The organism is Cellulomonas sp. P4_D11, from assembly GCF_056401915.1.
Genome location: NZ_JBFUIK010000008.1, coordinates 52,876 through 77,391 on the forward strand (window position 1 = coordinate 52,876; position 24,516 = coordinate 77,391).

The 24,516-nt window shown below is 71.3% G+C and carries 16 protein-coding genes; 10 read left to right on the top strand and 6 right to left on the bottom strand.

Annotation, left to right across the window (positions count from 1 at the left end):
• Positions 1-102 precede the first annotated feature (102 nt).
• Positions 103-1,080 (bottom strand): ScyD/ScyE family protein, encoded by a 978-nt coding sequence (locus tag AC1DT4_RS07115; protein WP_477089078.1) that lies wholly within the window; start codon positions 1,078-1,080, stop codon positions 103-105.
• A gap of 288 nt (positions 1,081-1,368) precedes the next feature.
• Between AC1DT4_RS07115 and AC1DT4_RS07120 the strand changes: the two genes are divergently transcribed.
• Both AC1DT4_RS07120 and AC1DT4_RS07125 read left to right on the top strand, forming a co-directional pair.
• Positions 1,369-3,954 (top strand): ATP-dependent Clp protease ATP-binding subunit, encoded by a 2,586-nt coding sequence (locus tag AC1DT4_RS07120; protein ID WP_477089079.1) that lies wholly within the window; start codon positions 1,369-1,371, stop codon positions 3,952-3,954.
• 210 nt (positions 3,955-4,164) lie between these two features.
• Complete coding sequence (locus AC1DT4_RS07125; RefSeq protein WP_477089080.1) at positions 4,165-5,595, top strand: serine hydrolase domain-containing protein; 1,431 nt, start codon at positions 4,165-4,167, stop codon at positions 5,593-5,595.
• On the opposite strand, the gene AC1DT4_RS07130 is transcribed toward AC1DT4_RS07125, so the two are convergent.
• The 4 genes from AC1DT4_RS07130 to AC1DT4_RS07145 all read right to left on the bottom strand — a co-directional run bounded on the left by AC1DT4_RS07130 (position 5,588) and on the right by AC1DT4_RS07145 (position 10,193).
• Entirely contained in the window at positions 5,588-6,796 is a 1,209-nt protein-coding gene (locus AC1DT4_RS07130; protein ID WP_477089081.1) for an MIR domain-containing protein, read from the bottom strand. The genes AC1DT4_RS07125 and AC1DT4_RS07130 overlap by 8 nt on opposite strands.
• 178 nt (positions 6,797-6,974) lie before the next feature.
• Positions 6,975-8,285 (bottom strand): ABC transporter substrate-binding protein, encoded by a 1,311-nt coding sequence (locus AC1DT4_RS07135; RefSeq protein WP_477089082.1) that lies wholly within the window; start codon positions 8,283-8,285, stop codon positions 6,975-6,977.
• 65 nt (positions 8,286-8,350) lie between these two features.
• The gene (locus tag AC1DT4_RS07140) at positions 8,351-9,262 is read right to left on the bottom strand and encodes a carbohydrate ABC transporter permease (protein WP_477089083.1); all 912 of its coding nucleotides are present in this window, start codon (positions 9,260-9,262) and stop codon (positions 8,351-8,353) included.
• Positions 9,255-10,193 (bottom strand): carbohydrate ABC transporter permease, encoded by a 939-nt coding sequence (locus tag AC1DT4_RS07145; RefSeq protein WP_477089084.1) that lies wholly within the window; start codon positions 10,191-10,193, stop codon positions 9,255-9,257. Before AC1DT4_RS07145 ends, AC1DT4_RS07140 begins: the two co-directional genes overlap by 8 nt.
• A 168-nt stretch (positions 10,194-10,361) precedes the next feature.
• On the opposite strand from AC1DT4_RS07145, the gene AC1DT4_RS07150 reads away from it, so the two are divergent.
• From AC1DT4_RS07150 to AC1DT4_RS07165, 4 genes are all read left to right on the top strand, one after another.
• The gene (locus AC1DT4_RS07150; protein ID WP_477089085.1) at positions 10,362-12,311 is read left to right on the top strand and encodes a DUF6807 family protein; all 1,950 of its coding nucleotides are present in this window, start codon (positions 10,362-10,364) and stop codon (positions 12,309-12,311) included.
• Positions 12,308-13,465: a Gfo/Idh/MocA family protein gene (locus tag AC1DT4_RS07155; RefSeq protein WP_477089086.1), complete on the top strand. Its 1,158-nt coding sequence runs from the start codon at positions 12,308-12,310 to the stop codon at positions 13,463-13,465. Before AC1DT4_RS07150 ends, AC1DT4_RS07155 begins: the two co-directional genes overlap by 4 nt.
• A 162-nt stretch (positions 13,466-13,627) precedes the next feature.
• Complete coding sequence (locus AC1DT4_RS07160) at positions 13,628-14,512, top strand: hypothetical protein (protein ID WP_477089087.1); 885 nt, start codon at positions 13,628-13,630, stop codon at positions 14,510-14,512.
• 250 nt (positions 14,513-14,762) lie between these two features.
• Positions 14,763-18,269 (top strand): rhamnogalacturonan lyase family protein, encoded by a 3,507-nt coding sequence (locus tag AC1DT4_RS07165; RefSeq protein WP_477089088.1) that lies wholly within the window; start codon positions 14,763-14,765, stop codon positions 18,267-18,269.
• Positions 18,270-18,458: 189 nt separating this feature from the next.
• Here the strand turns inward: AC1DT4_RS07165 and AC1DT4_RS07170 are convergent, their stop codons facing one another.
• A complete protein-coding gene (locus AC1DT4_RS07170) occupies positions 18,459-19,670 on the bottom strand; it encodes an alpha-hydroxy acid oxidase (protein WP_477089089.1) in 1,212 nt (403 codons plus the stop codon).
• An 827-nt stretch (positions 19,671-20,497) separates the two neighbouring features.
• Between AC1DT4_RS07170 and AC1DT4_RS07175 the strand changes: the two genes are divergently transcribed.
• The 4 genes from AC1DT4_RS07175 (at position 20,498) to AC1DT4_RS07190 (ending at position 24,510) form a co-directional block, all read left to right on the top strand.
• Positions 20,498-21,823, top strand: a complete 1,326-nt coding sequence (locus AC1DT4_RS07175; RefSeq protein WP_477089090.1) for an ABC transporter substrate-binding protein — start codon at positions 20,498-20,500, stop codon at positions 21,821-21,823.
• A 139-nt stretch (positions 21,824-21,962) separates the two neighbouring features.
• Positions 21,963-22,880 carry a carbohydrate ABC transporter permease gene (locus AC1DT4_RS07180; RefSeq protein WP_477089146.1) on the top strand — a complete coding sequence of 306 codons (918 nt, stop codon included), beginning with the start codon at positions 21,963-21,965 and terminating at the stop codon, positions 22,878-22,880.
• Positions 22,880-23,791 (top strand): carbohydrate ABC transporter permease, encoded by a 912-nt coding sequence (locus AC1DT4_RS07185; protein WP_477089091.1) that lies wholly within the window; start codon positions 22,880-22,882, stop codon positions 23,789-23,791. Before AC1DT4_RS07180 ends, AC1DT4_RS07185 begins: the two co-directional genes overlap by 1 nt.
• A gap of 44 nt (positions 23,792-23,835) precedes the next feature.
• Positions 23,836-24,510, top strand: a complete 675-nt coding sequence (locus AC1DT4_RS07190; RefSeq protein ID WP_477089092.1) for a hypothetical protein — start codon at positions 23,836-23,838, stop codon at positions 24,508-24,510.
• The last annotated feature ends 6 nt before the right edge of the window (positions 24,511-24,516 follow it).

Consider the following 24,516-nt stretch of genomic DNA (forward strand, 5'->3'; position numbering starts at 1 on the left):
ACGGGCGCCGCGACGTCGGGGGTTGGTGCCTGATCGTCCCCGGCCTCGACGAGGGGGCGCGACGAAGGGCCGGGCGCTCGGCCCGGCCCTCCGCCTCGTGCGTCAGTGCCCGCGGCGGCCGAGGTCGACCGTCCACACCTCCCCGCCGAGCGTCACGACGTAGGCCGTGCCCCGGATGACCTGGAACGAGACCGGCTGGTTCAGACCGCCCGCGATCCGTTCGAGCGACCCGTGCCGTCCCACCGAGAACAGCTGCCCGGTGTTCGGGGCGGCCGGCGAGCCCGCCTGTCCGCCGAGGGGCCAGTCGCCCTGGGCGAGGGCGTAGAGGTCGTGGCCTCGCCCGACCTTGACGTCGACCATCAGCGGTCCGCCGGCCGCGACCTCGGTCGCCGTCGTCGAGCGCGAGCGGAACGTGACGATCTTGCCGTCCGCGGCGAGGTGGGGCAGAGGCCCGGCCTCCGCCATGTAGACCCGCGACCCGTCGACGTCCAGGCCCGTCGGGACGATGTTGTCGAAGACGATCTGCACGGAGACCGAGCCGTCGAGCCCGACCCGGTAGACGCGGTTGTGGTGGCCGTCGGTGACCAGGAAGCCGCCGCGGTAGGGCGCGAACGCGTACTGCACCCCGGACGCCACGAAGTAGTCGGTCGGTGGCGGGTTCGCCGCGGCGTAGGCGCCGAGGTCGGCCAGCAGGGTGAAGGTGGTCGGCCCGTCGACCCGGTAGATGCCGTTGACACCGGTGCCGCCGACCTCGGGGGTCACGAACGTCACGAGCACGTACGCCGTGCGGCCGACGAACGCCACGTCGGTGACGCCCGAGCCGTTGTTGGACGGGAGACCGCTGGCGAACAGGGTCACCGCCCCCGTGCGGGGATCGACCCGCGAGACCTCACCGGCGACCGGCTCGGTGACGTAGAGGGCCCCGTCCGGCCCGACGGTGCTGCCCCATCCGCCGGACAGGCCGGTCACCAGCAGCTCCGGTGCCGGGTCGCCGGGCGGATGGTGCGCGCTCGCCGCGGACGGCGTCAGCACCAGGAGCAGAGCAGCGGACAGCAGGACAAGAACTCGTCGGGGACCCATCGGACCCCTCCCCTCGACAACTTCCTGGGAGTCGTGCGTGTCGGGGTTGCTGGGCCGGCGGCGTCGTCGCCCCCTGCGCGCCCGGGAAAGCCCCACCAGCGCTCAACGACGCTAGACCTGCCCGCTCGGGCGATAAATGACCCCGGGCAACCCGGGGACGTCGTCACGCCTGCGGCGAACACGGGCAGTCGGGGCACCACCCCGCCGTTAGCATCGAACAACGCCGCTCGTAGACCCCCGGTGCGCCAGCCCGGGGATCGGTGGGCACGCAGCTCGTGAGGAGTGCACATGTTCGAGAGATTCACGGACCGAGCCCGTCGCGTGGTCGTCCTTGCCCAAGAAGAGGCACGGATGCTCAACCACAACTACATCGGCACGGAGCACATCCTGCTGGGCCTGATCCACGAGGGTGAGGGCGTCGCCGCCAAGGCCCTCGAGTCGCTCGGCATCTCGCTCGAGGCCGTCCGCGCCCAGGTGCAGGAGATCATCGGCGAGGGCCAGCAGGCTCCGTCGGGCCACATCCCCTTCACCCCGCGCGCCAAGAAGGTGCTCGAGCTGTCGCTGCGCGAGGCGCTGCAGCTGGGCCACAACTACATCGGGACCGAGCACATCCTGCTCGGCCTGATCCGCGAGGGCGAGGGCGTCGCCGCCCAGGTCCTCAACAAGCTCGGCGCGGACCTGAACCGCGTGCGCCAGCAGGTCATCCAGCTCGTCTCCGGCTACCAGGGCAAGGAGCCCGTCGCCGCCGGCGGTCCGCAGGAGGGTCAGCCCTCGGGCAGCGCCGTCCTCGACCAGTTCGGGCGCAACCTCACGCAGGCTGCGCGCGACGGCAAGCTCGACCCGGTCATCGGGCGCGAGAAGGAGATCGAGCGGGTCATGCAGGTGCTGTCCCGCCGCACCAAGAACAACCCGGTCCTCATCGGGGAGCCCGGCGTCGGCAAGACCGCCGTCGTCGAGGGCCTCGCGCAGGACATCGTGCGCGGCGACGTGCCCGAGACGCTCAAGGACAAGCAGCTCTACACGCTGGACCTGGGCGCGCTCGTGGCCGGCAGCCGCTACCGCGGTGACTTCGAGGAGCGCCTGAAGAAGGTGCTCAAGGAGATCCGCACGCGCGGCGACATCATCCTGTTCATCGACGAGATCCACACCCTCGTCGGGGCGGGTGCCGCCGAGGGTGCCATCGACGCCGCGAGCATCCTCAAGCCGATGCTGGCGCGCGGCGAGCTGCAGACCATCGGTGCCACCACTCTCGACGAGTACCGCAAGTACGTCGAGAAGGACCCGGCCCTGGAGCGTCGCTTCCAGCCGATCCAGGTGGCCGAGCCCAACCTGCAGCACGCGATCGAGATCCTCAAGGGTCTGCGCGACCGGTACGAGGCCCACCACCGCGTGTCCATCACGGACGCCGCGCTGGTCGCCGCCGCCACCCTGGCGGACCGGTACGTCAACGACCGCTACCTGCCGGACAAGGCGATCGACCTGGTCGACGAGGCCGGCGCCCGCCTGCGCATCCGCCGCATGACGGCTCCCCCGGAGCTGCGCGAGCTCGACGAGCAGATCGCCGAGACGCGCCGCGACAAGGAGTCGGCGATCGACGAGCAGGACTTCGAGAAGGCAGCCCGTCTCCGCGACGCCGAGAAGCAGCTCGGTCTCAAGCGCGTGGAGAAGGAGAAGGCCTGGAAGTCCGGCGACCTCGACGCCGTCGCGGAGGTGGACGAGGAGCTCATCGCCGAGGTGCTGGCGATCGCCACGGGCATCCCGGTGTTCAAGCTCACCGAGGAGGAGTCCAGCCGCCTGCTCCACATGGAGGAGAACCTGCACAAGCGGGTCGTCGGCCAGGACGCCGCCATCAAGGCGCTCTCGCAGGCCATCCGTCGCACGCGTGCGGGCCTCAAGGACCCGAAGCGTCCCGGTGGGTCGTTCATCTTCGCCGGCCCCACGGGCGTCGGGAAGACCGAGCTGGCCAAGGCGCTCGCGGAGTTCCTGTTCGGCGACGAGGACGCGCTCATCCAGCTCGACATGTCCGAGTTCTCGGAGAAGCACACGGTCTCGCGGCTGTTCGGCTCGCCCCCCGGCTACGTCGGGTACGACGAGGGCGGCCAGCTGACCGAGAAGGTGCGGCGCAAGCCGTTCTCCGTGGTCCTCTTCGACGAGGTCGAGAAGGCGCACGCGGACATCTTCAACTCGCTGCTGCAGATCCTCGAGGACGGTCGCCTGACCGACTCGCAGGGCCGGGTGGTCGACTTCAAGAACACCGTCATCATCATGACCACGAACCTCGGCACCCGGGACATCGCCAAGGGCCTCATGACCGGCTTCCAGGCCGGCGGGGACCTGTCGACGTCGTACGAGCGCATGAAGTCCAAGGTCAACGACGAGCTCAAGCAGCACTTCCGGCCTGAGTTCCTCAACCGCGTCGACGACGTGGTCGTGTTCCCGCAGCTGTCCCAGCCGGAGATCTTCGCGATCGTCGACCTCATGGTCGCCAAGCTGGACAAGCGCCTGCGGGACAAGGACATGGCCATCGAGATCACGCCCGCGGCCAAGAAGCTGCTGTCCGAGAAGGGTTACGACCCGGTCCTGGGTGCTCGGCCGCTGCGCCGCGCCATCCAGCGGGACATCGAGGACGCACTGTCCGAGAAGATCCTGTTCGGCGAGCTCAAGGCCGGCCAGCTGGTGATCGTGGACGCCGAGGGCGAAGGCCTGCTCGGGGAGTTCACGTTCCGCGGCGTCCCCAAGGGCGCCACGGTGCCGGAGCCGGTCGCGGTCGGCGCCGCGTCGTCCTACGGCACGCCGAGCTCGGGCACCGACCTGCCCGCGGCTGGCCCCAGCGTCAGCGACGGCGGGACGGGCACCCTGCCCCAGGTGGGCTGACCCGCACCGCACCGCACAGCACAGCTCGACTCGACGAAGCCCCGGTCCGTTCGCGGACCGGGGCTTCGCCGCGTCCGGGGGTTGCATCAGTGCCCCCAACGGCCCGGGGTTGGCGGTGCGGAGGCGCGGGCCGTCGGGCTCGTGCAGGTCGACCGGCCCGAACGTCCGCGGCTGCGCGCGGTGGGTCGGGGCGGGTGGCAGGGTGGGGGCATGCCCGGACGTCGACGCCTGCCCCGATCCACGCCCGAAGAGCAGGGGGTCGACCCCCAGGCGCTGCTGAACCTCGTCGACGCGCTCGAGTCGTGGCCCGAGCTGCACTCGGTGATGGTGGTGCGGCACGGGTCGGTGGTCGCCGAGGGATGGGCGGACCCGTTCGCGCCGGACCGGCTGCACGAGCTGTTCTCGCTGAGCAAGAGCTTCACGTCCACGGCGGTCGGGTTCGCGGTGGCGGAGGGGCTGCTGACGGTCGACGACCTGGTGCTGGACCACTTCGGCGACGTGGCCCCGGCCGAGCCGGACGAGAACGTGCGGCGGATGCGGGTCCGGCACCTGCTGACCATGACCACGGGGCACGACGAGGACCCGACGCCGCGCGTGTCCGCGACGGACGACTGGGTCGCGGCGTTCCTCGCGCAGCCCGTCGCGCACGAGCCCGGCACCTTCTTCGTCTACAACACCGCGGCCACGCACCTGCTCTCCGCGCTGGTGCAGAGGCTCACCGGGCAGTGCCTGCTCGACTACCTCGGCCCGCGGCTGTTCGAGCCGCTCGGCATCGAGGGCGCCACGTGGCAGCAGTCGCCCGCCGGCATCGACGCCGGCGGCACCGGGATGTCGGGGACCACGGAGGACATCGCGGTCCTGGGCCAGCTCTACCTGCAGGACGGCGTGTGGGACGGTCGACGCGTCCTCCCGGCGGGCTGGGCGGCGGAGGCGACGGCGAAGCAGGTGCCCAACGACCGGAACGTCGACATCGACTGGGCGCAGGGCTACGGGTACCAGTTCTGGCGCGGTCGGCACGGCAGCTACCGGGGCGACGGCGCGTTCGGCCAGTACTGCGTGGTGCTGCCCGAGCAGGACGTCGTCGTGGCGATCACGTCGGGCGTCGACGAGATGCACGGCGAGCTCGCGCTGGTGTGGGAGCACCTGCTGCCCGGGCTCGCCGACGGCCCGCTGCCGGAGGACCACGCGGGCCGACGGCTGCTGACGCAATGCCTCGACGGGCTGCGCCTCGAGCCGCCGCACGGCGCGCCGACGACGCCCACCGGAGCCCGGCTCGGCGGCCGGACGATCACGTTCGAGCCGAACACGCTGGGCGTCCGCAACGCCGTGCTCGAGGTCGGCGACGGGCACGACCGGCTGACGGTCGACCACGAGGAGGAGACGGTCATCGTCTCGGTCGGGCACGCGCAGCCGGCTCTGACCCGCACGACGCTGCGCCGCCGCGATCCCGAGGACGTGCTGGTCAGCGGCGCGTGGACGACCCCCGACACCTACGTGGTGACGTGCCGGTTCGTCGAGTCGCCCTTCGTGCTCACGGCGACAGCGACGGTCACCGGCGACGACGTCAGCGTCGCGAGCGCCTTCAACGTGGCCTTCGGGCCGACGGAGCTCCCGACGCTCACCGGCACCGTCGTCAGCTGAGCTCGAGCACCGTCCACCAGTCGTTGACGTCGCGCTTCGCGTAGCCGGTGACCTCCTGCTGGCCCGCGGTGAGCCGGGCGTCGGAGGCGTGGTGCGAGTGCAGCGCCGCGTTCGTCGCGACGTGCACGAGGCGGACGCGGGCGCCGGCGGTCCACGGGCGGTCGTCGGCGACCTCGACCCGCCAGTCGGCGTGGGCGTCGGCGGTGTCCGACGCGCTGACCTCCTGCTGGTGGGAGAGCGGCGACGGGACGCCCGCCACGCTGCGCAGCCACCGGCCGGTCGAGACGTGCCGCAGCCGGACGACCGAGCCGTCCTGCAGGTCGGTCCCGGCCGGGGTCCCGGCGGTGCCGACCAGCAGCCAGCGGTCGTTGTCGTCGGCCCCCCCGAAGCCTGTGACCTGCTGCAGGCCGTCGGTGCCGGGGTGCACGTAGGGGTGCTCGTGCGAGTGCAGGGTGAGGCCGGTCCACACGTGCGAGAGCTTGACCGTGTCGCCGGTGGAGACCTTGGCCTTCACGTCGGGCGCGTGCTTGGTCAGCACCCGTGGGCGCTTGGGCGTGTAGTCCTGCACGAAGAAGCCGCGCCACGGGTGGCCGTTCGAGGCGGTCCAGTCGTGCTGGTCCTTGTCGGACGTCAGGGTCACGGGCTTGCCCGGGGTGTTGTTGTCGTGGATGAGCACGGTCACGCGGCCGGTGGACCGGTCCTGCTCGTAGCCGTAGGCGATGACCTGGTGGTTGTCGCCGATGGCGGCCAGGGAGCGGGCGACGACGAGCCCGAGCACCACCGGACGGCCCGCGTCGATCGACTTCATGACCCGGGGGAGCTCCTCCTCCTTGGTCCACCGTGTGACGCCCTTGAACACCCACGTCTCGTCGTCGGAGTGCATGGACCACGTGACGAACTTGGCGGCGGACCCGGTGAAGAACGAGTCGCGGAGGCGCTGGGTGAACAGCTGGGCGAGCCAGTGGCTGTCGGGCGGGACGCGGCTGGGCGCCCACAGGTCGGAGCGCCAGCGGGGCACGGGCTGCCCGGCGAGGAAGTAGTCGAGCGCCGCGTACGCCATGCCGCCGCAGCGGCCCGCGGTCGTGATCTTCGCGCCGTTGGGCAGCGTGAGCACCTCGTTGACGAACGCGTTGGGGAACGCGAAGCCGTGGGTGGCCGGGTCGAACTTGACCGCCCGCCGGGTGAGGACCTGCTCCGTCATCGACGTCCCTCTCGTCCCGCGAGCCGCACCTCCACGGGCGGCACCCCTGTTGTCGAGGGTGCCACGAAGGAGTCGCGAGGGGGTGGGTGAGATACGGCGGCTCCACCACGCAGCAACGTCCGCACTCCTGCGGGCCGGAGCCCTCCGGAGTGCGGACGTTGCGGTGGTGTCGGCGGGGTCAGCTGCCGATCGCCGACTCCACCTCGAGCGTGAACTGCTTGGCGGCGGCCTCGGGCGTCATGCGGCCGAAGAGGACCTCCTGGTTGATGCGCCGCGTGATCTCCGCGACCTGGCCGGCCCCGACGGGCGGGACGGCGGGTCCGTCGACGATCTCGTCCTCGAGGTCGGCGAGGAAGTCGGCGGCCTGCTGGTCGGTGGGGGAGAACTTCGACTGCACGGCGGCGCGGACGTCGGTGTTGGCGGGCAGGCCGCGGTCGGAGAGCAGGATGTCGCCCGCGGTCTCGTCGTTGAGCAGGAAGTCGATCAGCAGCGCGGCCTCCTTCGGGTGCTCGGACTTGGCCGACACGGAGTAGTACATGGCCGGCTTGAAGTACATGCCGGTGCGCTCCTCCTCCGACTCGCCGGGCACGCGGAGCAGCTTCAGCTCCTTGCCGGAGGCGTTGGCGATCGCGGTGAGCTGGTTGGTCCAGAACCACGCCATCGCGCCCTTGCCGGTGCCGACGAGCGACTGCTCGGGGCCGCCGGCGTCGACCTCGACGGTGGTGGCCGCGTCGGGCGCTCCGCCGCCGGCCTGCAGGTCGAGCGAGTACTGCCACCAGTCGGCGAGGGTCTTCTCGTCGTACCCGACCTTGCCGTCCTTCGTGTACAGCGACTCCCCGCGCTGGCGGGCGAAGATCGAGAACCCGGGCTCGTTGAAGCCGTAGTCCTGGGCGCCGTACACGGTCTTGCCGGTGGCGGCGGAGATCTCGTCGGCGATGTCGACGTAGTCCTCCCAGGTCCACGTGGAGTCGTCGGGCAGCTCGACACCGGCCGCCTCGAACGCGGCGGGGTCGGCGACGATCGCATAGGCGTTGACGCCCGTGGCCACGCCGTAGAGGGCGTCGTCGATCGTGCCGGACTCCAGGACGTTCTGGTCGATCTTCGAGGTGTCGAGGCCCAGCTCGTTCAGGTCGGCCAGCACCCCGCGGGAGGCGTAGTCGTTGAGGTAGCGCTCCTCCTGCGTGATGACGTCGGGGGCGTCCCCGCCGGCCACCGAGGTGCTCAGCTTGTCGAAGTAGCTGTTCCAGTCGGTGTAGTCGGGCACCACCGTGATGTACGGGTACTTCTCCTCGAACTTGTCGAGCACCTGCTGCGTGAGCTCGTGCCGGGTGTCGGAGCCCCACCAGGAGAAGCGGATCTCGACGGGCTCCGGCGGACCGGACGAGGTCGGCGTGGACGCGGGCTCGTCGGACGAGCCGGCGCACGCAGTGAGGGTGAGCGCCGCGACGGCGATCAGGGCACCTACGCGGAGGGACGGTCGGGGACGCATGGTTCTCCTTGGATGACGGGACGACGGTGTGCAGTCAAGAAGGACGAGGGACGGAGCTGCCGTGCTTACTTGATGCCCGTCGTCGCGATCCCCTTGACCAGGTACTTCTGGCCGAGGAGGAACGCGAGGAAGACGGGGACGAGCGACACGATGGACATGGCGAACATCGGGCCCCACGAGCTGGCGCCCGTCGAGTCCAGGAACGTACGGAGGGCAACCGGCGCGGTGTACATGTCCGGCCGGGTGAGGAAGATGAGCTGGCTGAAGAAGTCGTTCCACGTCCAGATGAACGTGAAGATCGCCGTCGTGGCCAGGGCGGGCAGCGAGAGCGGCAGCATGATCCGCAGGTAGATGCGGCCGTGCCCGCAGCCGTCGAGGCGCGCGGCCTCGTCCAGCTCCCGGGGGATCCCGCGGAAGAACTGGACCATCAGGAAGATGAAGAACGCGTCGGTGGCCAGCAGCTTCGGCACGATCAGCGGCAGGAACGTGTTGATCCAGTCGAGCCGGGAGAACAGCACGTACTGCGGCACGATGATCACGTGGATCGGCAGCATGATCGACACGAGCATGATCGAGAACCACAGCTGCCGGCCCCGGAACTGCAGCCGCGCGAACGCGTAGGCGGCCATCGAGCAGCTGACCAGGTTGCCGACGAGGGCGCCGAGCACGATGAGCGCGGAGTTCATCAGGTAGCGCCCGAACGGGTACTGCAGCGCGTTCCAGCCCTGGCTGTAGTTCGTCATGTCGATCTCGGTCGGGATGATCGACACGTCGCGGAAGATGAGCTCGGTCGGCTTGAACGAGCTGACCAGCAGCCAGATCAGCGGATAGAGCATCAGCACGCAGAGCGTGATGAGGCCGAGGTGCTTGAGCACGGAGCGGCGGCGGGCCGGCCAGGGCGAGCGGCGTCGCTCGACCGGAGGGGCCTCGTCGGCGAGGACGGCCAGGGGCGTGGGGCGCACGCGGACCTCAGTCATCGTAGAAGACCCAGAACTTCGAGACGAAGAAGTTGAGCGCCGTCATCGCCGCGACGATGAACAGGAGCAACCACGCCATGGCCGACGCGTACCCCATGTCGAGGGCCGTGAAGCCCTTCTGGTAGAGGTAGAGCGTGTAGAACATCGTCGAGTCGGCCGGCCCGCCCGTGCCGCCCGAGACGACGAACGCCTGCGTGAAGCTCTGGAAGGCCCCGATCACCTGGAGCACCAGGTTGAAGAAGATGATCGGCGTCAGCAGAGGCAGCGTGATGTTGCGGAACTTGCGGACCACGCCGGCGCCGTCGATCGAGGCGGCCTCGTAGTACATCTCCGGGATCTGGCGCAGGCCGGCCAGGAAGATGATCATCGGCGCCCCGAAGGTCCAGACGTGCAGGAGGACCAGGGTGCCGAGCGCGGTGTCCGGGTCGGACACCCAGCCCTTGCCCACGATGCCGAACAGGGCGAGGAAGTGGTTGACCAGGCCGTCGACCCCGAACACCTGGCGCCACAGGATGGCGACGGCCACCGAGCCGCCGAGCAGCGAGGGCAGGTACAGGACCGAACGGTAGAACGGCAGCCCGCGCAGGCCGCGGTCGAGGATCAGTGCCAGGGCCAGCGCGGCGATCAGCTGCAGCGGCACCGCGGTGAACACGTAGGTGAACGTGACCCGCAGCGAGTTGAGCAGGCGGGGATCCTCGAACAGCCGCGTGTAGTTGTCGAGGCCGATCCACGACGGCGGCTGGAGCAGGTCGTAGTCCGTGAAGGACAGGTACCCGGACGCGACCATGGGGCCGACCGTGATGAGGCCCAGGCCCAGGAACCAGGGGGCCAGGAAGAGGGCAGCGCTCCGGCCGTCCCCCCGGCGCAGGGCGCGCCGGGCTGGCGTGCGCCCGGACCGGGCGGTCCGTCGGAGCTCCGTCACTACGGACATGTCGTCGATCACCTCGCTGTGTTCGCCGTGGATCACCGGTGAGAAACCGGTTCCTCGGCGGTACCGTAGCACTGGATTCTGTGCCTTGGGAACCGGTTTCCCGTGGTGTATGTTCGGCGCGGAGCCACCCCCATGCGGGTGGGCCGTCGGGGACCGCAGGAGGCTGCAGTGACGCAGAACGGGTGGACGCGCACGGCGTCGACCATCGCCGAGGTTGCGCTCGCCGCGGGCGTGTCCCGGGCGACCGTGAGCCGGGTGATGAACGGCCGCGCCACGGTCGACCCCGAGCTCGCCGCCCGCGTCCGCGAGGTGGCCGAGAACCTGCACTACCGCCCCAGCAACACCGCGCGGAGCCTGTCCCTCGGCCGCACCAACACCGTGGCCGTCGTCGTCCCGGACCTGGCCAACCCGATGTTCCAGCAGGTGCTGCGCGGGGTCGCGTCGGCGGCGGCGCTCGAGGGTTACCGGGTGCTCGTCGCCGACACGGCCGAGCACGCCGCCGACGAGGAGCGCATCGCCCTCGACGCCCGCCTGCGCTGCGACGCCCTCGTGCTGGTCTCCCCGCGGATGTCCGAGCAGACCCTGCGCGCGCTGCTGCCCGAGATCCGGCCGGTGGTCGTCGTGAACCGCGCCGCCGACGGCGTCACCCCGACGCTCGCGATCGACTACGCGGCCGGCATCGACCAGATCGTCGAGCACCTCACCGGGCTCGGGCACCGGCACCTCCTGTACCTCGCCGGCCCGACCGACAGCGCCTCGCAGGGCGCCCGCCTCGAGGCGCTGCGCGCCGCCGCGGCAGGGCGCGAGGACGTCCGGCTCAGCGAGCGGCCCACCGGCTCGTCGGTCGAGTCCGGGTACGCCGCCGCCCAGGACGTGCTGGCCTCGCGCGCCACGGCGGTCGTGGCCTACAACGACCTCGTCGCCTTCGGCCTGCTCGCGCGGCTCAACGAGCTGGGTGTCGCGGTGCCGGGCGACGTGTCCATCACGGGTTTCGACGACATCGAGCTCGCCCGGTTCGCGACGCCCTCGCTGACCACCGCCACGGTCCCGCAGGCCGAGCTGGGCCGCCTGGCCTGGGCTCACCTGCGCTCGCTGGTCGGCGGCGAGGTGCTCGACCCGACCCCCCCGCTGATCGCCCCCGTCCTCGCGACGCGCGCCAGCAGCGGCCCGGTCCCGCCCGCGGCTCGCCTCGGCCGGCGCGCCGCGACGGACCCGGTGGAGCCGGAGGTGCCGGTGCTGACGGCCGCGCGGTGGGCCTCCGACCTGGGTTCCTACCTGCTGACCGGCGCCTCCCGCGACGCGCACGTCCCGCTCGCCCGCTACGAGTCCGGCAGCCGCCTGCCGGCCGTGCACGCCCCGCGCCCGTACCTGCATCCCGTGCACTCCGCGGCCGGCACCGCGCTCACCGAGATCAGCCCGGTCGACCACCGCCACCACTACGGCGTCTCGATGGCGGTCCCGGTGGTCAACGGCACCTCGTACTGGGGCGGTCGCACCTTCCTGCGCGACGAGGGGCCCACCCTCCTGCCCAACCACGGGCGGCAGGTCAGCGAGGGCACGCGGCTCGCCGACGACGGCGCGTCGCTCGTCGACGACATCGCCTGGCTCGACGAGCGCGACCGGCCGCTGCTGCGCGAGGACCGCCGGCTGCAGGCGGTGCCCCTGCCGGACGGCCGGGGCTGGACCCTGCGCTGGTCGAGCGTGCTGCACGCCGCCCACGGCCCTCTCCGGATCGAGAGCCCCGGCACCAACGGGCGGCCCGGCGCCGGGTACGGCGGGATCTTCTGGCGGCTGCCGTCGGCGGACGTGACGACCGTGCTGGGCGAGGGTCTGGTCGGCGAGGAGGCCGTGCACGGCAGCCTGTCCCCGTGGCTCGCGTTCGTGCAGCGCCGCGAGGTCGCGACGACGACCGTCTTGCTGGTGCAGCCGCCAGCGCAGGTCCGGCCGTGGTTCGCGCGGGTCGCGGAGTACGTCGGCGCCGGGCCCGCGCTCGCCTGGGACCGGGTGGTCGACGTGCCCGCGGGCGGCCGGCTCGACGTCGGGCTCGCCGCCGTCGTGGTGGATCGCGCCCTCGGTGCCGACGAGGCCGAGGTGCTCGCCGGGCAGGCGTGGGGATGACCAGCGGGGTGCCCACGCCGGCCGTGGTCGACGCCGGGACGCGGCCTCCCACGGTCGCCGTCGTCGGCGTGCACGGGCACGGCGCCTCGCACGTCCGCAACGTCGCCGACCTGCAGGAACGCGGGCTGGCGACGCTCGCGGCGGTGGTCGACCCCCGCCCCGTCGACGGCGCGACGCCCTGGTTCCCCGACCTCGGCGCCCTTCTGGCGCGTGCGCGACCCGACGTCGTCGTCCTCGCGACCCCGATCCCGACGCACCTGCCGCTGGCGTCGGCCGCCCTGCGCGCCGGCTGCGACGTGCTGCTCGAGAAGCCGACGACCGCGTCGCTCGCCGAGCACGCCGCGCTGCTCGCGGTGGTCGAGGAGACCGGGCGGCTGTGCCAGGTGGGATTCCAGACCTACGGCTCGGGGGCCGTCGACGAGCTCGCGCGGATCGTCGGCTCCGGCGAGCTGGGTGAGATTGCCGGGGTCGGGGCGGTCGGCACGTGGGTGCGCGACGCCGCGTACTACGCGCGCGCACCGTGGGCCGGTCGGCGCACCCTCGACGGCGTCGACGTGGTGGACGGCGTCGTGACCAACCCGCTCGCGCACGCCGTCGCGACCGCCCTGCTCGTCGCCGGCGCGCGGACCGTCGACGACGTGGCCGACGTCCGGGTCGACCTGCACCGCGCGCACCCGATCGAGGCCGACGACACCTCGGCGGTGGTCGTCGAGACCCGCGCCGGGATCCGCGTCTCCGCAGGGCTGACCCTGTGCGCCCCCGGCCGCTCGCCCGCCCGCGTCACGGTCCGCGGCACCCAGGGCACCGCGACGCTGTTCTACGAGACCGACGAGATCGAGGTCCGGTCGCCGCGCGGCACCCGCCGCATCCGCTGCGGCCGCGTCGACCTGCTGACCCAGCTGCTGACCGCGCGCTCGGACGCCGGCGTCGCGCTGCGCTGCTCCGTCGCCGACACCGGTGCGTTCCTGCGGGTCCTCGAGGCCGTCCGGACGGGACCCGACCCGACCCCGGTCGCGGCCGAGCACGTGTCGTGGGTCGGCGAGGGACCGGCGAGGCACCCCGTGATCGCCGACGTCGAGCACTGGTGCGCGCGGGTGGCCGACGAGGGCGCGACGTTCACGGACCTCGGCGCCCCGTTCGCCCGGGCGGACTGACCGCGCGGCGAGGATCCGTTCCGGCCGCCGCGGTGGGTGCGAGCCCGACGAGAACAACGGTGCGGCCGTTCCGACCCCCGAGAACGGCCGCAACGTTGTTGTCGCGCGCTCGTGCGGGTGTGTGACCCGTTCCGGGCCGGCCGCGTGCGGCACGATCGGGGGGTGGCCGGACGGTGGCGGGTGGTGGCGGCTGTCGGCGTGCTCGCGCTCGCGGGCTGCACCGGCGGTCCGGCGTCGGCCCCCCCGCCGACCCCGACGCCCATCCCGTCCGACGTGCTGGCCGGGCTGTCCGTCGAGGTCCGGCAGGCGCGCAGCGACTGGGCGCTCCGCGTGGTCCAGCTGCGGGTGACGAACGCGGGCCCTGGCGACGTGACGGTGTCGCAGGCGCGGTTGATCACGCCCGACGACGAGGGCGTGGCGACGAGCGACCGCGAGCGGCCGGTGCGGGCGGGCGTGGACCGGGACGTGTCGGTGGCGCTCGGGGAACCGGTCTGCGACGACCCGGCCTCCGGGCAGGCGGAGGCGGAGCTCGACCTCGTGGACGATGCCGGGCGCCGGTCGACCCTCGTGGTGGAGCCCGCGGACCCGCAGGGCCACCTCGCCCGGATCCACGGCGAGGACTGCGCGGCCGCGGCGGTGGCGCAGGGGGCGACGCTCCGGCTGGCCGACGCGATCACCACGCGCGACGTCGGTGGGGTGCTCGCCGCGACGGTCGGCCTCGAGGTCGTCCCGGTCGCCGGCGGGCCGCGGGTCGAGATCAGGCAGGTCGACGGCACCGTCCTGCTGGCACCGGTCGGCGGCGCGACGAGCTGGCCCGCGGACGTCGACACCGCCGACGGCGCCTCGCGCACCGTTCCGCTCGAGCTCGTGCCGTCGCGCTGCGACCCGCACGCCGTCGCCGAGGACAAGCGCGGGACCTTCTTCGGCGTGCACGCCGTGGTGGACGGGGTCGTGCAGCCGGTGTTCTACGTCGCCTCGAGCGACCTTTTGCGGGGCGCGCTGCACGAGTTCGTCGGCCAGTCGTGCGGGATGCCCGGCGCTGGCTGAGGCGCCCCTTTCCGCAGGTCACCGGCCCGCGACGCACCGCGCACCGCGACCACCCGGCCGTCGCGCCGACGCCTCCCGGGAGCGCGGAGGCGGGAAAGAGTGGCGGCGAGCGCTTTCCCCAGTTTTCCCCCAACCCTTGCGCGGTGCGTCGGAGGATCTGTAGGAATGGGCTCACCGCGCGGATGGATCGTCAGCCAATGAATCGATTCACACGCGATGACTCTCAACGACGAGACACCGAAAGGCGACCATGCATCTGCGCCGAACTTCCGCCCTGGTGACGGCGGCCGCTCTTGCCCTGGCGGCCGTCCCGCTCGCGGCCGGACCCGCGTCCGCGGCGGGCCAGGACTACCTCTTCGACTTCCAGTGCGCGGGCAACCCCACCGCGCCCGGCTACACCGCGGTGTACGCCAACACGGCCTACAGCGCATCGACGGGCTTCGGCTTCGCGACGCCCATGGCCGCGAACCAGTGCCGCGACCGCGGCGGCAGCGACCCGGCCCTCAACGACTTCGTCCTCCCGGCGGTGGGCAGCACCTTCCTCGCCGACGTGCCCGACGGCACCTACACGGTCATCCTGCGGACCGGCGACGCGATCGCGACGAGCAACACGGGCGCGACCGTCGGCGGCATCGCGGTGCCCGCCCGGCGTGCGGACTCCGGGGTAATCGACGAGCGCGTCGTCGACGGTGTGCAGGTCACGGGCGGGCAGCTCTCGATCGTGCTGAGCGGCAGCTCGACCCGCCTCAACTCGATCCAGATCCTGCAGCCGGTGGCAGCGCCGACCGGCGTGACTGCCGCGGTCACGGCCACGAGCACCGAGGCGTCGGTGGGGCTGTCCTGGGCCGCGGTCGACGGCGCCGCCGGCTACCGGGTGTACCGGTCCGAGCTGGGCGGGACGGCCGTCGTGGTCGGGAGCGTCGACCCTGGTGCGGCGCCGGCGTGGACCGACACCGACGTCGAGCTCGCAAGCCAGTACACCTACGCCGTCAGCACGGTGGGGTCGACCGGCCGGGAGAGCGTGCGGTCCGCGGAGGTGTCGGCGACGGTCGTCGACCCCGCCGTCGCACCACCTGCGGTGCCGACGGGTGTCGCCGGCTCGTGGGGAGCCGACGGCATCGCGCTGACCTGGGCCGCCACGCCCGGCGCGGTCGCCTACGACGTCTACCGGGCGCGAGCGGGGCTGGACCCCGTGGTCGTCGCGCGGACCGCCGACCGGACCTGGACCGACGCCACGGCGCAGGCGACCGTCGACTACGTCTACCGCGTCGCGGCCGTCGGGCCGGGGGGCCGGTCGGGCGTGTCCGCGGACGTCGCGATCGCGCGGTCGGTCCAGTACGTGCGCCAGGCCGAGCGCCTCGACCGCTCACCGGTCGCGGTGGCGACGGACGGCGGCGTGTACGTCGGCTGGCGCCTCCTGGGTCTCGACCCGCAGGACCTCGCCTTCCACGTCTACCGCGACGGCGTGCGCGTCACGTCGACGCCCGTCACGGGCAGCACCAACGTGCTCGACCCGGCCGGCACGGCGGCCTCGACCTACCGGATCAGCACGGTGGTCGGTGGCATCGAGCGCTGGGCCACCGACGAGTTCGGGGTCTGGGACCAGCAGACGCTCGACGTGCCCATCAGCAAGCCCGCCGGCGGCACCACGCCGGCCGGTGAGGCGTACACGTACCGCGCCAACGACGCGTCGATCGGCGACGTGGACGGAGACGGTCAGTACGAGATCGTCCTGAAGTGGGACCCGTCCAACTCGAAGGACAACTCGCAGGCCGGCTACACGGGCAACGTCTACGTCGACGCCTACGAGCTGGACGGCACGCGGCTGTGGCGGATCGACCTCGGGCGCAACATCCGGGCCGGCGCCCACTACACGCAGTTCCAGGTCTTCGACCTCGACGGCGACGGCAAGGCCGAGGTCACGATGAAGACGGCCGACGCCACGGTCGACGGCGCGGGCACGGTGATCGGGGACGCGACCGCCGACTACCGGAACTCGTCGGGCTACGTCCTGTCCGGGCCCGAGTTCTTCACGGTCTTCGACGGGGCCACCGGCGCGGCGATCGACACGATCGACTACACCCCGCCGCGCGGGAATGTCGGCGCGTGGGGTGACACCTACGGCAACCGGGTCGACCGGTTCCTGGCCGGCGTCGCGTACCTCGACGGGCAGCACCCGAGCGTCGTCGTCAGCCGTGGCTACTACACGCGCGCCGTGATCGTCGCCTACGACTTCGACGGCACCTCGCTGACCCGGCGCTGGACGTTCGACTCCGACGTCGAGGGCAGCCAGTACCGGGGCATGGGCAACCACCAGTTCTCGGTGGCCGACGTCGACGGGGACCAGAAGGACGAGATCGTCTTCGGGTCGCAGACCATCGACGACAACGGCAAGGCGCTGTACACGACCGGCCTGGGCCACGGCGACGCGCTGCACGTCTCCGACCTCGACCCGTCGCGCCCCGGTCTCGAGGTGTTCGCGGCGCACGAGGACATGGCGTCCTCCGGCAACCGCGGCGCCACGTTCCGCGACGCCGCCACGGGCAAGGTCCTCTGGTCGATCCCGGCCACGCGCGACACGGGCCGGGCGGCCGCGGGGGACATCGACCCGCGGTACCTCGGTGCCGAGGGCTGGGCGGTCGGCGGGGACGCCGCGTGGAACTCCCCCGTGGGCGAGCTGCGGTCCGCCAAGGGCGAGCTCTTGTCGACGAAGATCCCGGCGGCCAACTTCCTCACCTGGTGGGACGGCGACCTCCTGCGGGAGATCGGCGACCACGACTACAGCGAGGCGAACGCCGCCGGCGTGCCGACCATCGCGAAGTGGAACTGGGAGACCCAGACGTCCGACGAGCTCTACCGGGCCACCGGCACGCTGTCGAACAACACCACCAAGGGCAACCCGTCGCTGCAGGCGGACCTGTTCGGTGACTGGCGCGAGGAGATCGTCACTCGTCTCGACGACTCCTCTGCCCTGCGCATCGCGACCACGGTCGACCTGACCGACTACCGGCTGCGCACGCTGCAGTCCGACCCGGTGTACCGGCTCGGCGTCTCGTCGCAGAACACGGCCTACAACCAGCCGCCGCACACGTCGTACTACCTGGGCGAGGGGATGACGACGCCGCCGGCGCCGAGCATCGCCTACACGCAGCCCATGCCGGTGGGCGACCGTGTGCCCGGGCCGGCCACCGGCAAGCCCGGTGCGGGCGTCCTGTCCAGCGACAACTGGGACGGTGACGGCACCTTCAAGGTGTCGATGAACCTGTGGTGGGGCCAGAACGCCCAGTCGGTGACGTTCTACGAGAACGGCGTCGCGCTGGCGACGCAGGACCTGGTCGACGCCACGCCGGCCGCCCAGTCGGCGGCGCTCCAGGTGGCCGGCCGGGCCAACGGCACCTACGTCTACACGGCCGTGCTCACCAACGCGCTCGGCAGCACGACGACATCGTCGCTGACCGTCACGGTCACCAAGGCGAACCCGGCGACCCCGGTGCTGAGCCACGACAACTGGGACGGCGACGGCACCTACACCCTCACCACCAACCTCTGGTGGGGGACCAACGCCACCGAGTACCGGCTCTACGAGGACGGCGCGCTCATCGACACGCAGTCCCTCGTGGCCAACGGGTTCAACGCGCAGCAGGCGGTCACCACCGTGACCGGACGCTCCGTCGGGACTCACGTCTACCGCGCCGAGCTGTCGAACCCGCAGGGCTCGAGCAGCAGCGTGGAGGTGAAGGTCAAGGTCACGCGCTGACGTAGCCGACGAAGGGCCGGCCCGGGCTCTCTCGCCCGGGCCGGCCCGGCGTCGGTCGTCGGCGAAAACCCGCAACGTCCGAGCTCGTGGGGGCTATGGCCTACATCTGCTCGGACGTCGGCGTGTGGACGGCACGACGTCCGAGCACCGGCAGCCCAGGGGCTGCTTCTGCTCGGACGTCGTGGCGTCCTACGGGAGGCGGACGTGCTGGGGGCCGAGCTCCTTGATGGTCGAGACGCCGAGCAGGGCCATGGTGCGGCGGATCTCGCGCTCGAGGATCTGCACGGAGCGCTCGACGCCGCGTTCGCCGCCGGCCATGAGCCCGTACAGGTAGGCGCGGCCGACCAGGGTCGCGTCGGCGCCCAGGGCGAGGGCGGCGACGATGTCGGCGCCCGACATGATGCCGGTGTCGACCCAGACCTGGGTGCGGTCCCCGACGGCCTCGGCGACATCGGGCAGCAAGCGCAGCGGGACGGGCGCGCGGTCGAGCTGGCGGCCGCCGTGGTTGGACAGGACGACCGCGTCGGCGCCGGCGTCGGTGACGCGGCGGGCGTCTTCGACGGTCTGGATGCCCTTGATGATCAGCGGTCCGTCCCAGGACGCGCGGATCCACTCCAGGTCGGCGAACGTCATGGTCGGGTCGAACAGCTTGTCCAGCAGGTCGGCGACGGTGCCCGACCACGAGCTCAGGGACGCGAAGGTCAACGGCTCCGTGGTCAGCAGGTTCATCCACCAGGCCGGGTGCGTCGCGGCGTCGAGCACGGTCTTGACGGTCAGGGCCGGGGGGATGGAGAAGCCGTTGCGGGCGTCACGCAGCCGCGCACCGGCGACCGGGACGTCGACCGTGAGCATGAGGGCCTCGTAGCCGGCGGCCCTGGCGCGGGCCATGAGGTCCTCGCCGGCGGAGCGGTCCTTCCACACGTACAGCTGGAACCACTTACGCGCGTCGGGACCGGCCTTGGCGACCTCCTCGATCGACGTCGTCCCCATCGTCGACAACGCGTACGGGATGCCGCGGCGCTGCGCCACCCTGACCACGGCGCGCTCGCCCTCGTGGTTCATCATCCGCGTGAACCCGGTGGGGGCGAACGCGAACGGCAGAGCCGACGGGGCGCCGATCATGTCGGTGGTCGGGTCGACGTGAGACACGTCGTGCAGGATCGAGGGCTGGAACTCGAGGTGGGCGAACAGGGACCGCGCGCGACGCAGGCTGATCTCGGCCTCTGCGGCACCGTCGGTGTAGTCGAACACCGAGCGCGGGGTCCGCTTGCGGGCCAGGGTGCGCAGGTCAGCGATCGTCAGCGCGTCCGCCAGCCGGCGCTTCGTGCCGTTCAGCTCGATCGGCTTGGGGCGCATCAACGGCTTGAGCTCGGACCACGACGGGATCTGACGATCGGTCACCAGTGACTCCAGGGTGTGTGGCGCATCATCGGGCTGCACGGGTTTTGAAACGATACAACACGTCGCGGACGAGCCGACAGCCCCGATCGCGGGAGGTCACCTCGATCGCCGGCCCTTCCCGCCAGCATCCTCCGGCAAGTCCGCAGGATCGAGTGCCGGGACCGCCGAATCGGCGGACGTCCCCGCCCGAGTCGCGCGAGTGTCCGCGGGATCGGGCGCCCGGACGACCGGGTCGGCGCGCCCGGGTTGCGCTGACGTCCGCGGGTTCGAGCGCTCCGACGACCGAATCGGCGGACGTCGCGCCCGAGTCGCGCTGATGTCCGCAGGACCGAGCGCTCCGACGACCGAATCGGCGGACGTCGTGCCCGAGTCGCGCTGATGTCCGCAGGACCGAGCGCCCGGACGACCGAATGGGCGGAGGCCGCGCCCGGGTAGCGCTGACGTCCGCGGGATCGGGCGCCCTGACGACGGAATCGCCGGACCGGGCGCCCGAGTCGCGCTGGCGTCCGAAGGATCGAGCGTCCCGACGACCGGATCTGCGGACATCTCGGCGCTGACGTCCGCAGCTCCGATCCCGGCAACCGAGAACGCCGATACACCAAGCGTTCGCGCGGACCCGCAGGTCCGGCGCCTGGGCGACCCGCCGACGCCGTCGTGACCGTCCGATCGCGCTCGTCCCGCCCTGCAGCGGCAACCTCCGGCGTGGCAAGGTACTCCGGGGCCACACGGGTTTGTAACGATTCAGCGTGAGTCGTTGACAGGTCGGGAAGCGCTCGCCTAACGTCCGGAATGCGCTTTCACACCCCGAGCAAGGAGGCTCAACGACGATGAAGCGAACCCTCTGGAAGACGGCCGCCGTTGCCGCCGTCGCCGCACTCGCCCTGACCGCCTGCTCCTCCGGCGGTTCTGGCAGCACGGAGCCGACGGCCAGCTCTACCGGCCCCGACACGTCGCCCGTCACCCTCAACTTCACGTGGTGGGGCAACGACGACCGGGCCGACCGCTACAACCAGGCCCTCGCCCTGTTCAAGGAGAAGTACCCGTACATCACGGTCCAGACCAGCTTCGCTGCGTTCCCGGACTACTGGACGGCCCGCTCCACCGAGGCCGCTGGGCGCTCCCTGCCGGACGTCATGCAGTTCGACCTGTCGTACCTGCGTGAGTTCAACCAGAACGGCCAGCTGCTCGACCTGCAGCAGTACGTCGACAACGGCACGATCGACCTGTCGGGCTTCGACGAGACGCTGACCAAGGCCGGCGTCCTCGACGACAAGATGATCGGCATCCCGACGTCGACCAACACGTTCGCGATGTTCCAGAACCCGAACGTCATCGAGCAGACCGGGGCGACGTTCCCGGACGAGGCCGAGTACACGTGGGACGAGTACAACGACTTCATCAAGGACGTCTCGAGCGCCGGTGAGAAGACGCCCGACGGCTACGGCCTGTACGGCGCGGTCGACTACACGGGCACCTTCTGGTTCTTCATCCAGTGGCTGCTGCAGGAGGGCAAGACGCCCTTCAAGGACGACGGCACGTTCGGCTTCGAGGAGAAGGACATCGTCAAGTTCCTCGACCTGACGGCGGACCTCCGCAAGGACAAGCTGGTCTACCCGACGGACCGGAACATCGCGCTGGCCCCGAAGGGCGGCTTCACGGTGAACGAGACGGCGTCCGAGATGAGCTGGGACAACTTCCTCGCCGGCTACGTCGCCGACTCGGGCACGCAGAACCTCTCGATGGCGCAGATCCCGTCGGTGAAGCCCGGCGAGAAGCACCTGTTCTTCAAGCCGTCGATGCTGCTGTCCTCGGGTGCCAACACCAAGCACCCGGAGCAGGCCGCTCTGCTGATCAACTTCCTGCTGACGGACCCCGAGGTGGGCAAGATCTTCGGGACGTCGAAGGGTGTGCCGGCGGACGCCGACCAGCGCGCCGCCGTCGACACCACCGAGGGCAGCGTCGACGCCCAGGTGATCGCGTACGAGGAGAAGATCGCCGACCAGGTGACCGAGTCCACGCCGATCCCCGTCAAGGGCTTCGGCACCATCGAGGCCAAGTGGAAGACGCTCGCCGAGGACCTGGGCTACGGGAACATCACGCCCGAGGACTTCGCGTCGCAGTGGTTCGCCGAGGCGGAGATGTCCGTCTCCTGATCCCGGTGGTGGGCCGCCCGCACGCCCGGGCGGCCCACCCCCGTCGCGATCCGCCCGCCGGACCGCATCGCACCGACCGCACAACGAACGGATCACGCCCGTGACCCTCACCGCCGAGGCTCCGACGACCGGCTCTTCGATCGCCGCGTCGTCCGCCGCCGCCAAGAAGCGCCGGAAGCGTGCTGAGACCCGCGCCGGCTACGCCTTCCTGAGCCCCTGGCTGCTCGGGTTCGTCCTGCTCACCGCCGGCCCGATGCTCGCCTCCCTGTACCTGGCGTTCACGAACTACAACCTGTTCGCGCCGCCGCAGTGGATCGGGCTGGAGAACTTCCAGCGGCTGTTCCACGACCCGAACTACGTGCAGGCGTGGAAGGTCACTCTCACCTACGTGGTGCTGGGCACGCCGATCAAGCTGCTCGCGGCCCTGGCGGTGGCGATGCTGCTGAACAACGCGTTCAGCGGCAAGGGCTTCTACCGGTCGTCGTTCTACGCGCCGTCGCTCATCGGGGCCTCGGTCTCGATCGCGATCGTGTGGAAGGCGATGTTCATCGACAAGGGCATCGTCGACCAGATCCAGCAGTTCTTCGGCTTCGCGGCCGGCGGCTGGGTCGGTGACCCGTCGCGCACCATGCCGATGCTCATCCTGCTGACCGTCTGGCAGTTCGGGGCGCCGATGGTCATCTTCCTGGCCGGGCTCAAGCAGATCCCGGTCGAGCTCTACGAGGCCGCGTCGGTCGACGGCGCCGGGCCCAGCCGCAAGTTCCGTCAGATCACGCTGCCGATGCTCTCGCCGGTGATCTTCTTCAACCTGCTGCTCGAGATGATCCACGCGTTCCAGATCTTCGCGTCGGCGTACATCATCTCCAACGGCACTGGCGGGCCCGCGCGGTCGACGCTGTTCTACACGCTCTACCTCTACTTCCGCGGGTTCCAGGACTTCCAGATGGGCTACGCCTCCGCGATGGCGTGGATCCTCGTGCTCGTCGTCGGAGCCCTCGCCGCCGTCTTCTTCAAGACCTCGAAGTCCTGGGTCCACTACTCCGGGGAGGGCAAGTGATGAGCACCGTCACCGCCACTGCCGACAACCTCGTCAGCTCGCAGGACAGCGCGCGACTGCGCAGGTCGAGCAAGAACCGCAAGCGGGGCCGCGCCGTGCTGTTCCACGTGTGCTCGCTCGTGCTCGTCGCGATCGTGCTCTACCCGGCGATCTGGATGCTCATGTCCTCGTTCAAGCCGAGCAGCCAGATCGTCGGCAACGTCAGCCTGATCCCGACCGACGCGACGCTGGCCAACTTCCAGAAAGCCATCGAGGGCATCGGCGGCGTCTCGTTCTGGAGGTTCTTCACCAACTCGGTGATCCTCGCCGTCGGCTCGGTGGTCGGCATCACGATCTCGTGCTCGGTGTCCGCCTACGCGTTCGCCCGCATCGAGTTCCCTGGCCGCAACGTGTTCTTCGCGCTGATGATCGGCACGCTGCTGCTGCCGTTCCACGTCGTGATCATCCCGCAGTACATCGTGTTCAACCGGCTGGGCCTGGTGGACACGTTCGTGCCGCTGCTCATCGGCAAGTTCCTCGCCGCGGAAGCGTTCTTCGTCTTCCTCATGGTCCAGTTCATGCGCAATTTGCCGCGCGAGCTCGACGAGGCCGCGCGCATCGACGGCGCCGGGCACGTGCGGATCTTCCGGTCGATCATGCTGCCGCTGATGAAGCCGGCCCTGGTGACCAGCTCGATCTTCGCGTTCATCTGGTCGTGGAACGACTTCTTCGGACCGCTGCTGTACCTGAAGCGGCCCGATCTGTACTCGCTCCCGATCGCCCTGCGCCTCTTCGTCGACCAGACCACGACGTCCGACTACGGCGCCCAGATGGCCATGGCCGTCCTCGCGCTCGTGCCCGTGATGATCTTCTTCCTCGTGTTCCAGCGGTACCTGGTCGAGGGCGTCGCCACGCAGGGCCTCAAGGGCTGACGGGCGTTTCCGTCCGCCCGCGGGATCGTGTGAGGCTGGGGGCCATGAGCTCCCAGGTTCCCGACGACGACGCCGGCCGCGACCCCTCGCCCGGCGCGGTGTCCGTCCCGGGTGCCGACGACGACGCCACACCTCGGCCCGAGGAGAAGCCGCTGCTCGGCGGCGGACGGTTCGGGCTGTTCAGCGAGGCGCTGCTGGTCGGGCTGGGGGTCTCGGTGCTGAGCCTGCCGATCGTCACCGCCGTGCCCGCGCTCGCGGCGGGGGTCTCGCACGTCCGCCGCCACCTCGACGGCCGGCCCGACACCCTCGCCGCGCTGTGGGAGGACTTCCGGGCGGCCTGCCGCGGGGTGTGGCTGTTCTCGGTCGGTGTGCCGGTCCTGCTCCTCGTGTTCCTGTTCAACCTCCAGCTCGCCGGCACCGGCAGCCTGCCCGGCGGCACCGGCGTGCGGGTCGCGACGGTGTTCCTGGTGGTCGTGGTGCTCGTGGTCGTCCTGCGCGCCGCCGCCGGCTGGTCGCCGGGGGCGTCATGGGGGACCGTCGTGCAGGCCGCGACGAAGCGCACCGGCGACGACCTGTTCGGCACCTTCCTGCTGGCCGTCGCCCTCGGGTTGTGCGCCGTGATGATCTGGATGCTCGCTCCGCTGGCCGTGATCGTGCCGGGGCTCCTGGCGCTCGCGGTCGTCGCCGTCGAGCACCGCGCAGCGGTGAGACGTTCGTAGCGACGG

Bases quoted from the DNA above. Each gene is read 5' to 3' on its own strand.
- AC1DT4_RS07155 (WP_477089086.1), top strand. From the start codon at position 12,308: ATGACCAGCGGGGTGCCCACGCCGGCCGTGGTCGACGCCGGGACGCGG.
- AC1DT4_RS07120 (WP_477089079.1), top strand. From the start codon at position 1,369: ATGTTCGAGAGATTCACGGACCGAGCCCGTCGCGTGGTCGTCCTTGCC.
- AC1DT4_RS07185 (WP_477089091.1), top strand. From the start codon at position 22,880: ATGAGCACCGTCACCGCCACTGCCGACAACCTCGTCAGCTCGCAGGAC.
- AC1DT4_RS07140 (WP_477089083.1), bottom strand. From the start codon at position 9,262: ATGACTGAGGTCCGCGTGCGCCCCACGCCCCTGGCCGTCCTCGCCGAC.
- AC1DT4_RS07115 (WP_477089078.1), bottom strand. From the start codon at position 1,080: ATGGGTCCCCGACGAGTTCTTGTCCTGCTGTCCGCTGCTCTGCTCCTG.
- AC1DT4_RS07175 (WP_477089090.1), top strand. From the start codon at position 20,498: ATGAAGCGAACCCTCTGGAAGACGGCCGCCGTTGCCGCCGTCGCCGCA.
- AC1DT4_RS07135 (WP_477089082.1), bottom strand. From the start codon at position 8,285: ATGCGTCCCCGACCGTCCCTCCGCGTAGGTGCCCTGATCGCCGTCGCG.
- AC1DT4_RS07125 (WP_477089080.1), top strand. From the start codon at position 4,165: ATGCCCGGACGTCGACGCCTGCCCCGATCCACGCCCGAAGAGCAGGGG.
- AC1DT4_RS07190 (WP_477089092.1), top strand. From the start codon at position 23,836: ATGAGCTCCCAGGTTCCCGACGACGACGCCGGCCGCGACCCCTCGCCC.
- AC1DT4_RS07130 (WP_477089081.1), bottom strand. From the start codon at position 6,796: ATGACGGAGCAGGTCCTCACCCGGCGGGCGGTCAAGTTCGACCCGGCC.
- AC1DT4_RS07145 (WP_477089084.1), bottom strand. From the start codon at position 10,193: ATGTCCGTAGTGACGGAGCTCCGACGGACCGCCCGGTCCGGGCGCACG.
- AC1DT4_RS07165 (WP_477089088.1), top strand. From the start codon at position 14,763: ATGCATCTGCGCCGAACTTCCGCCCTGGTGACGGCGGCCGCTCTTGCC.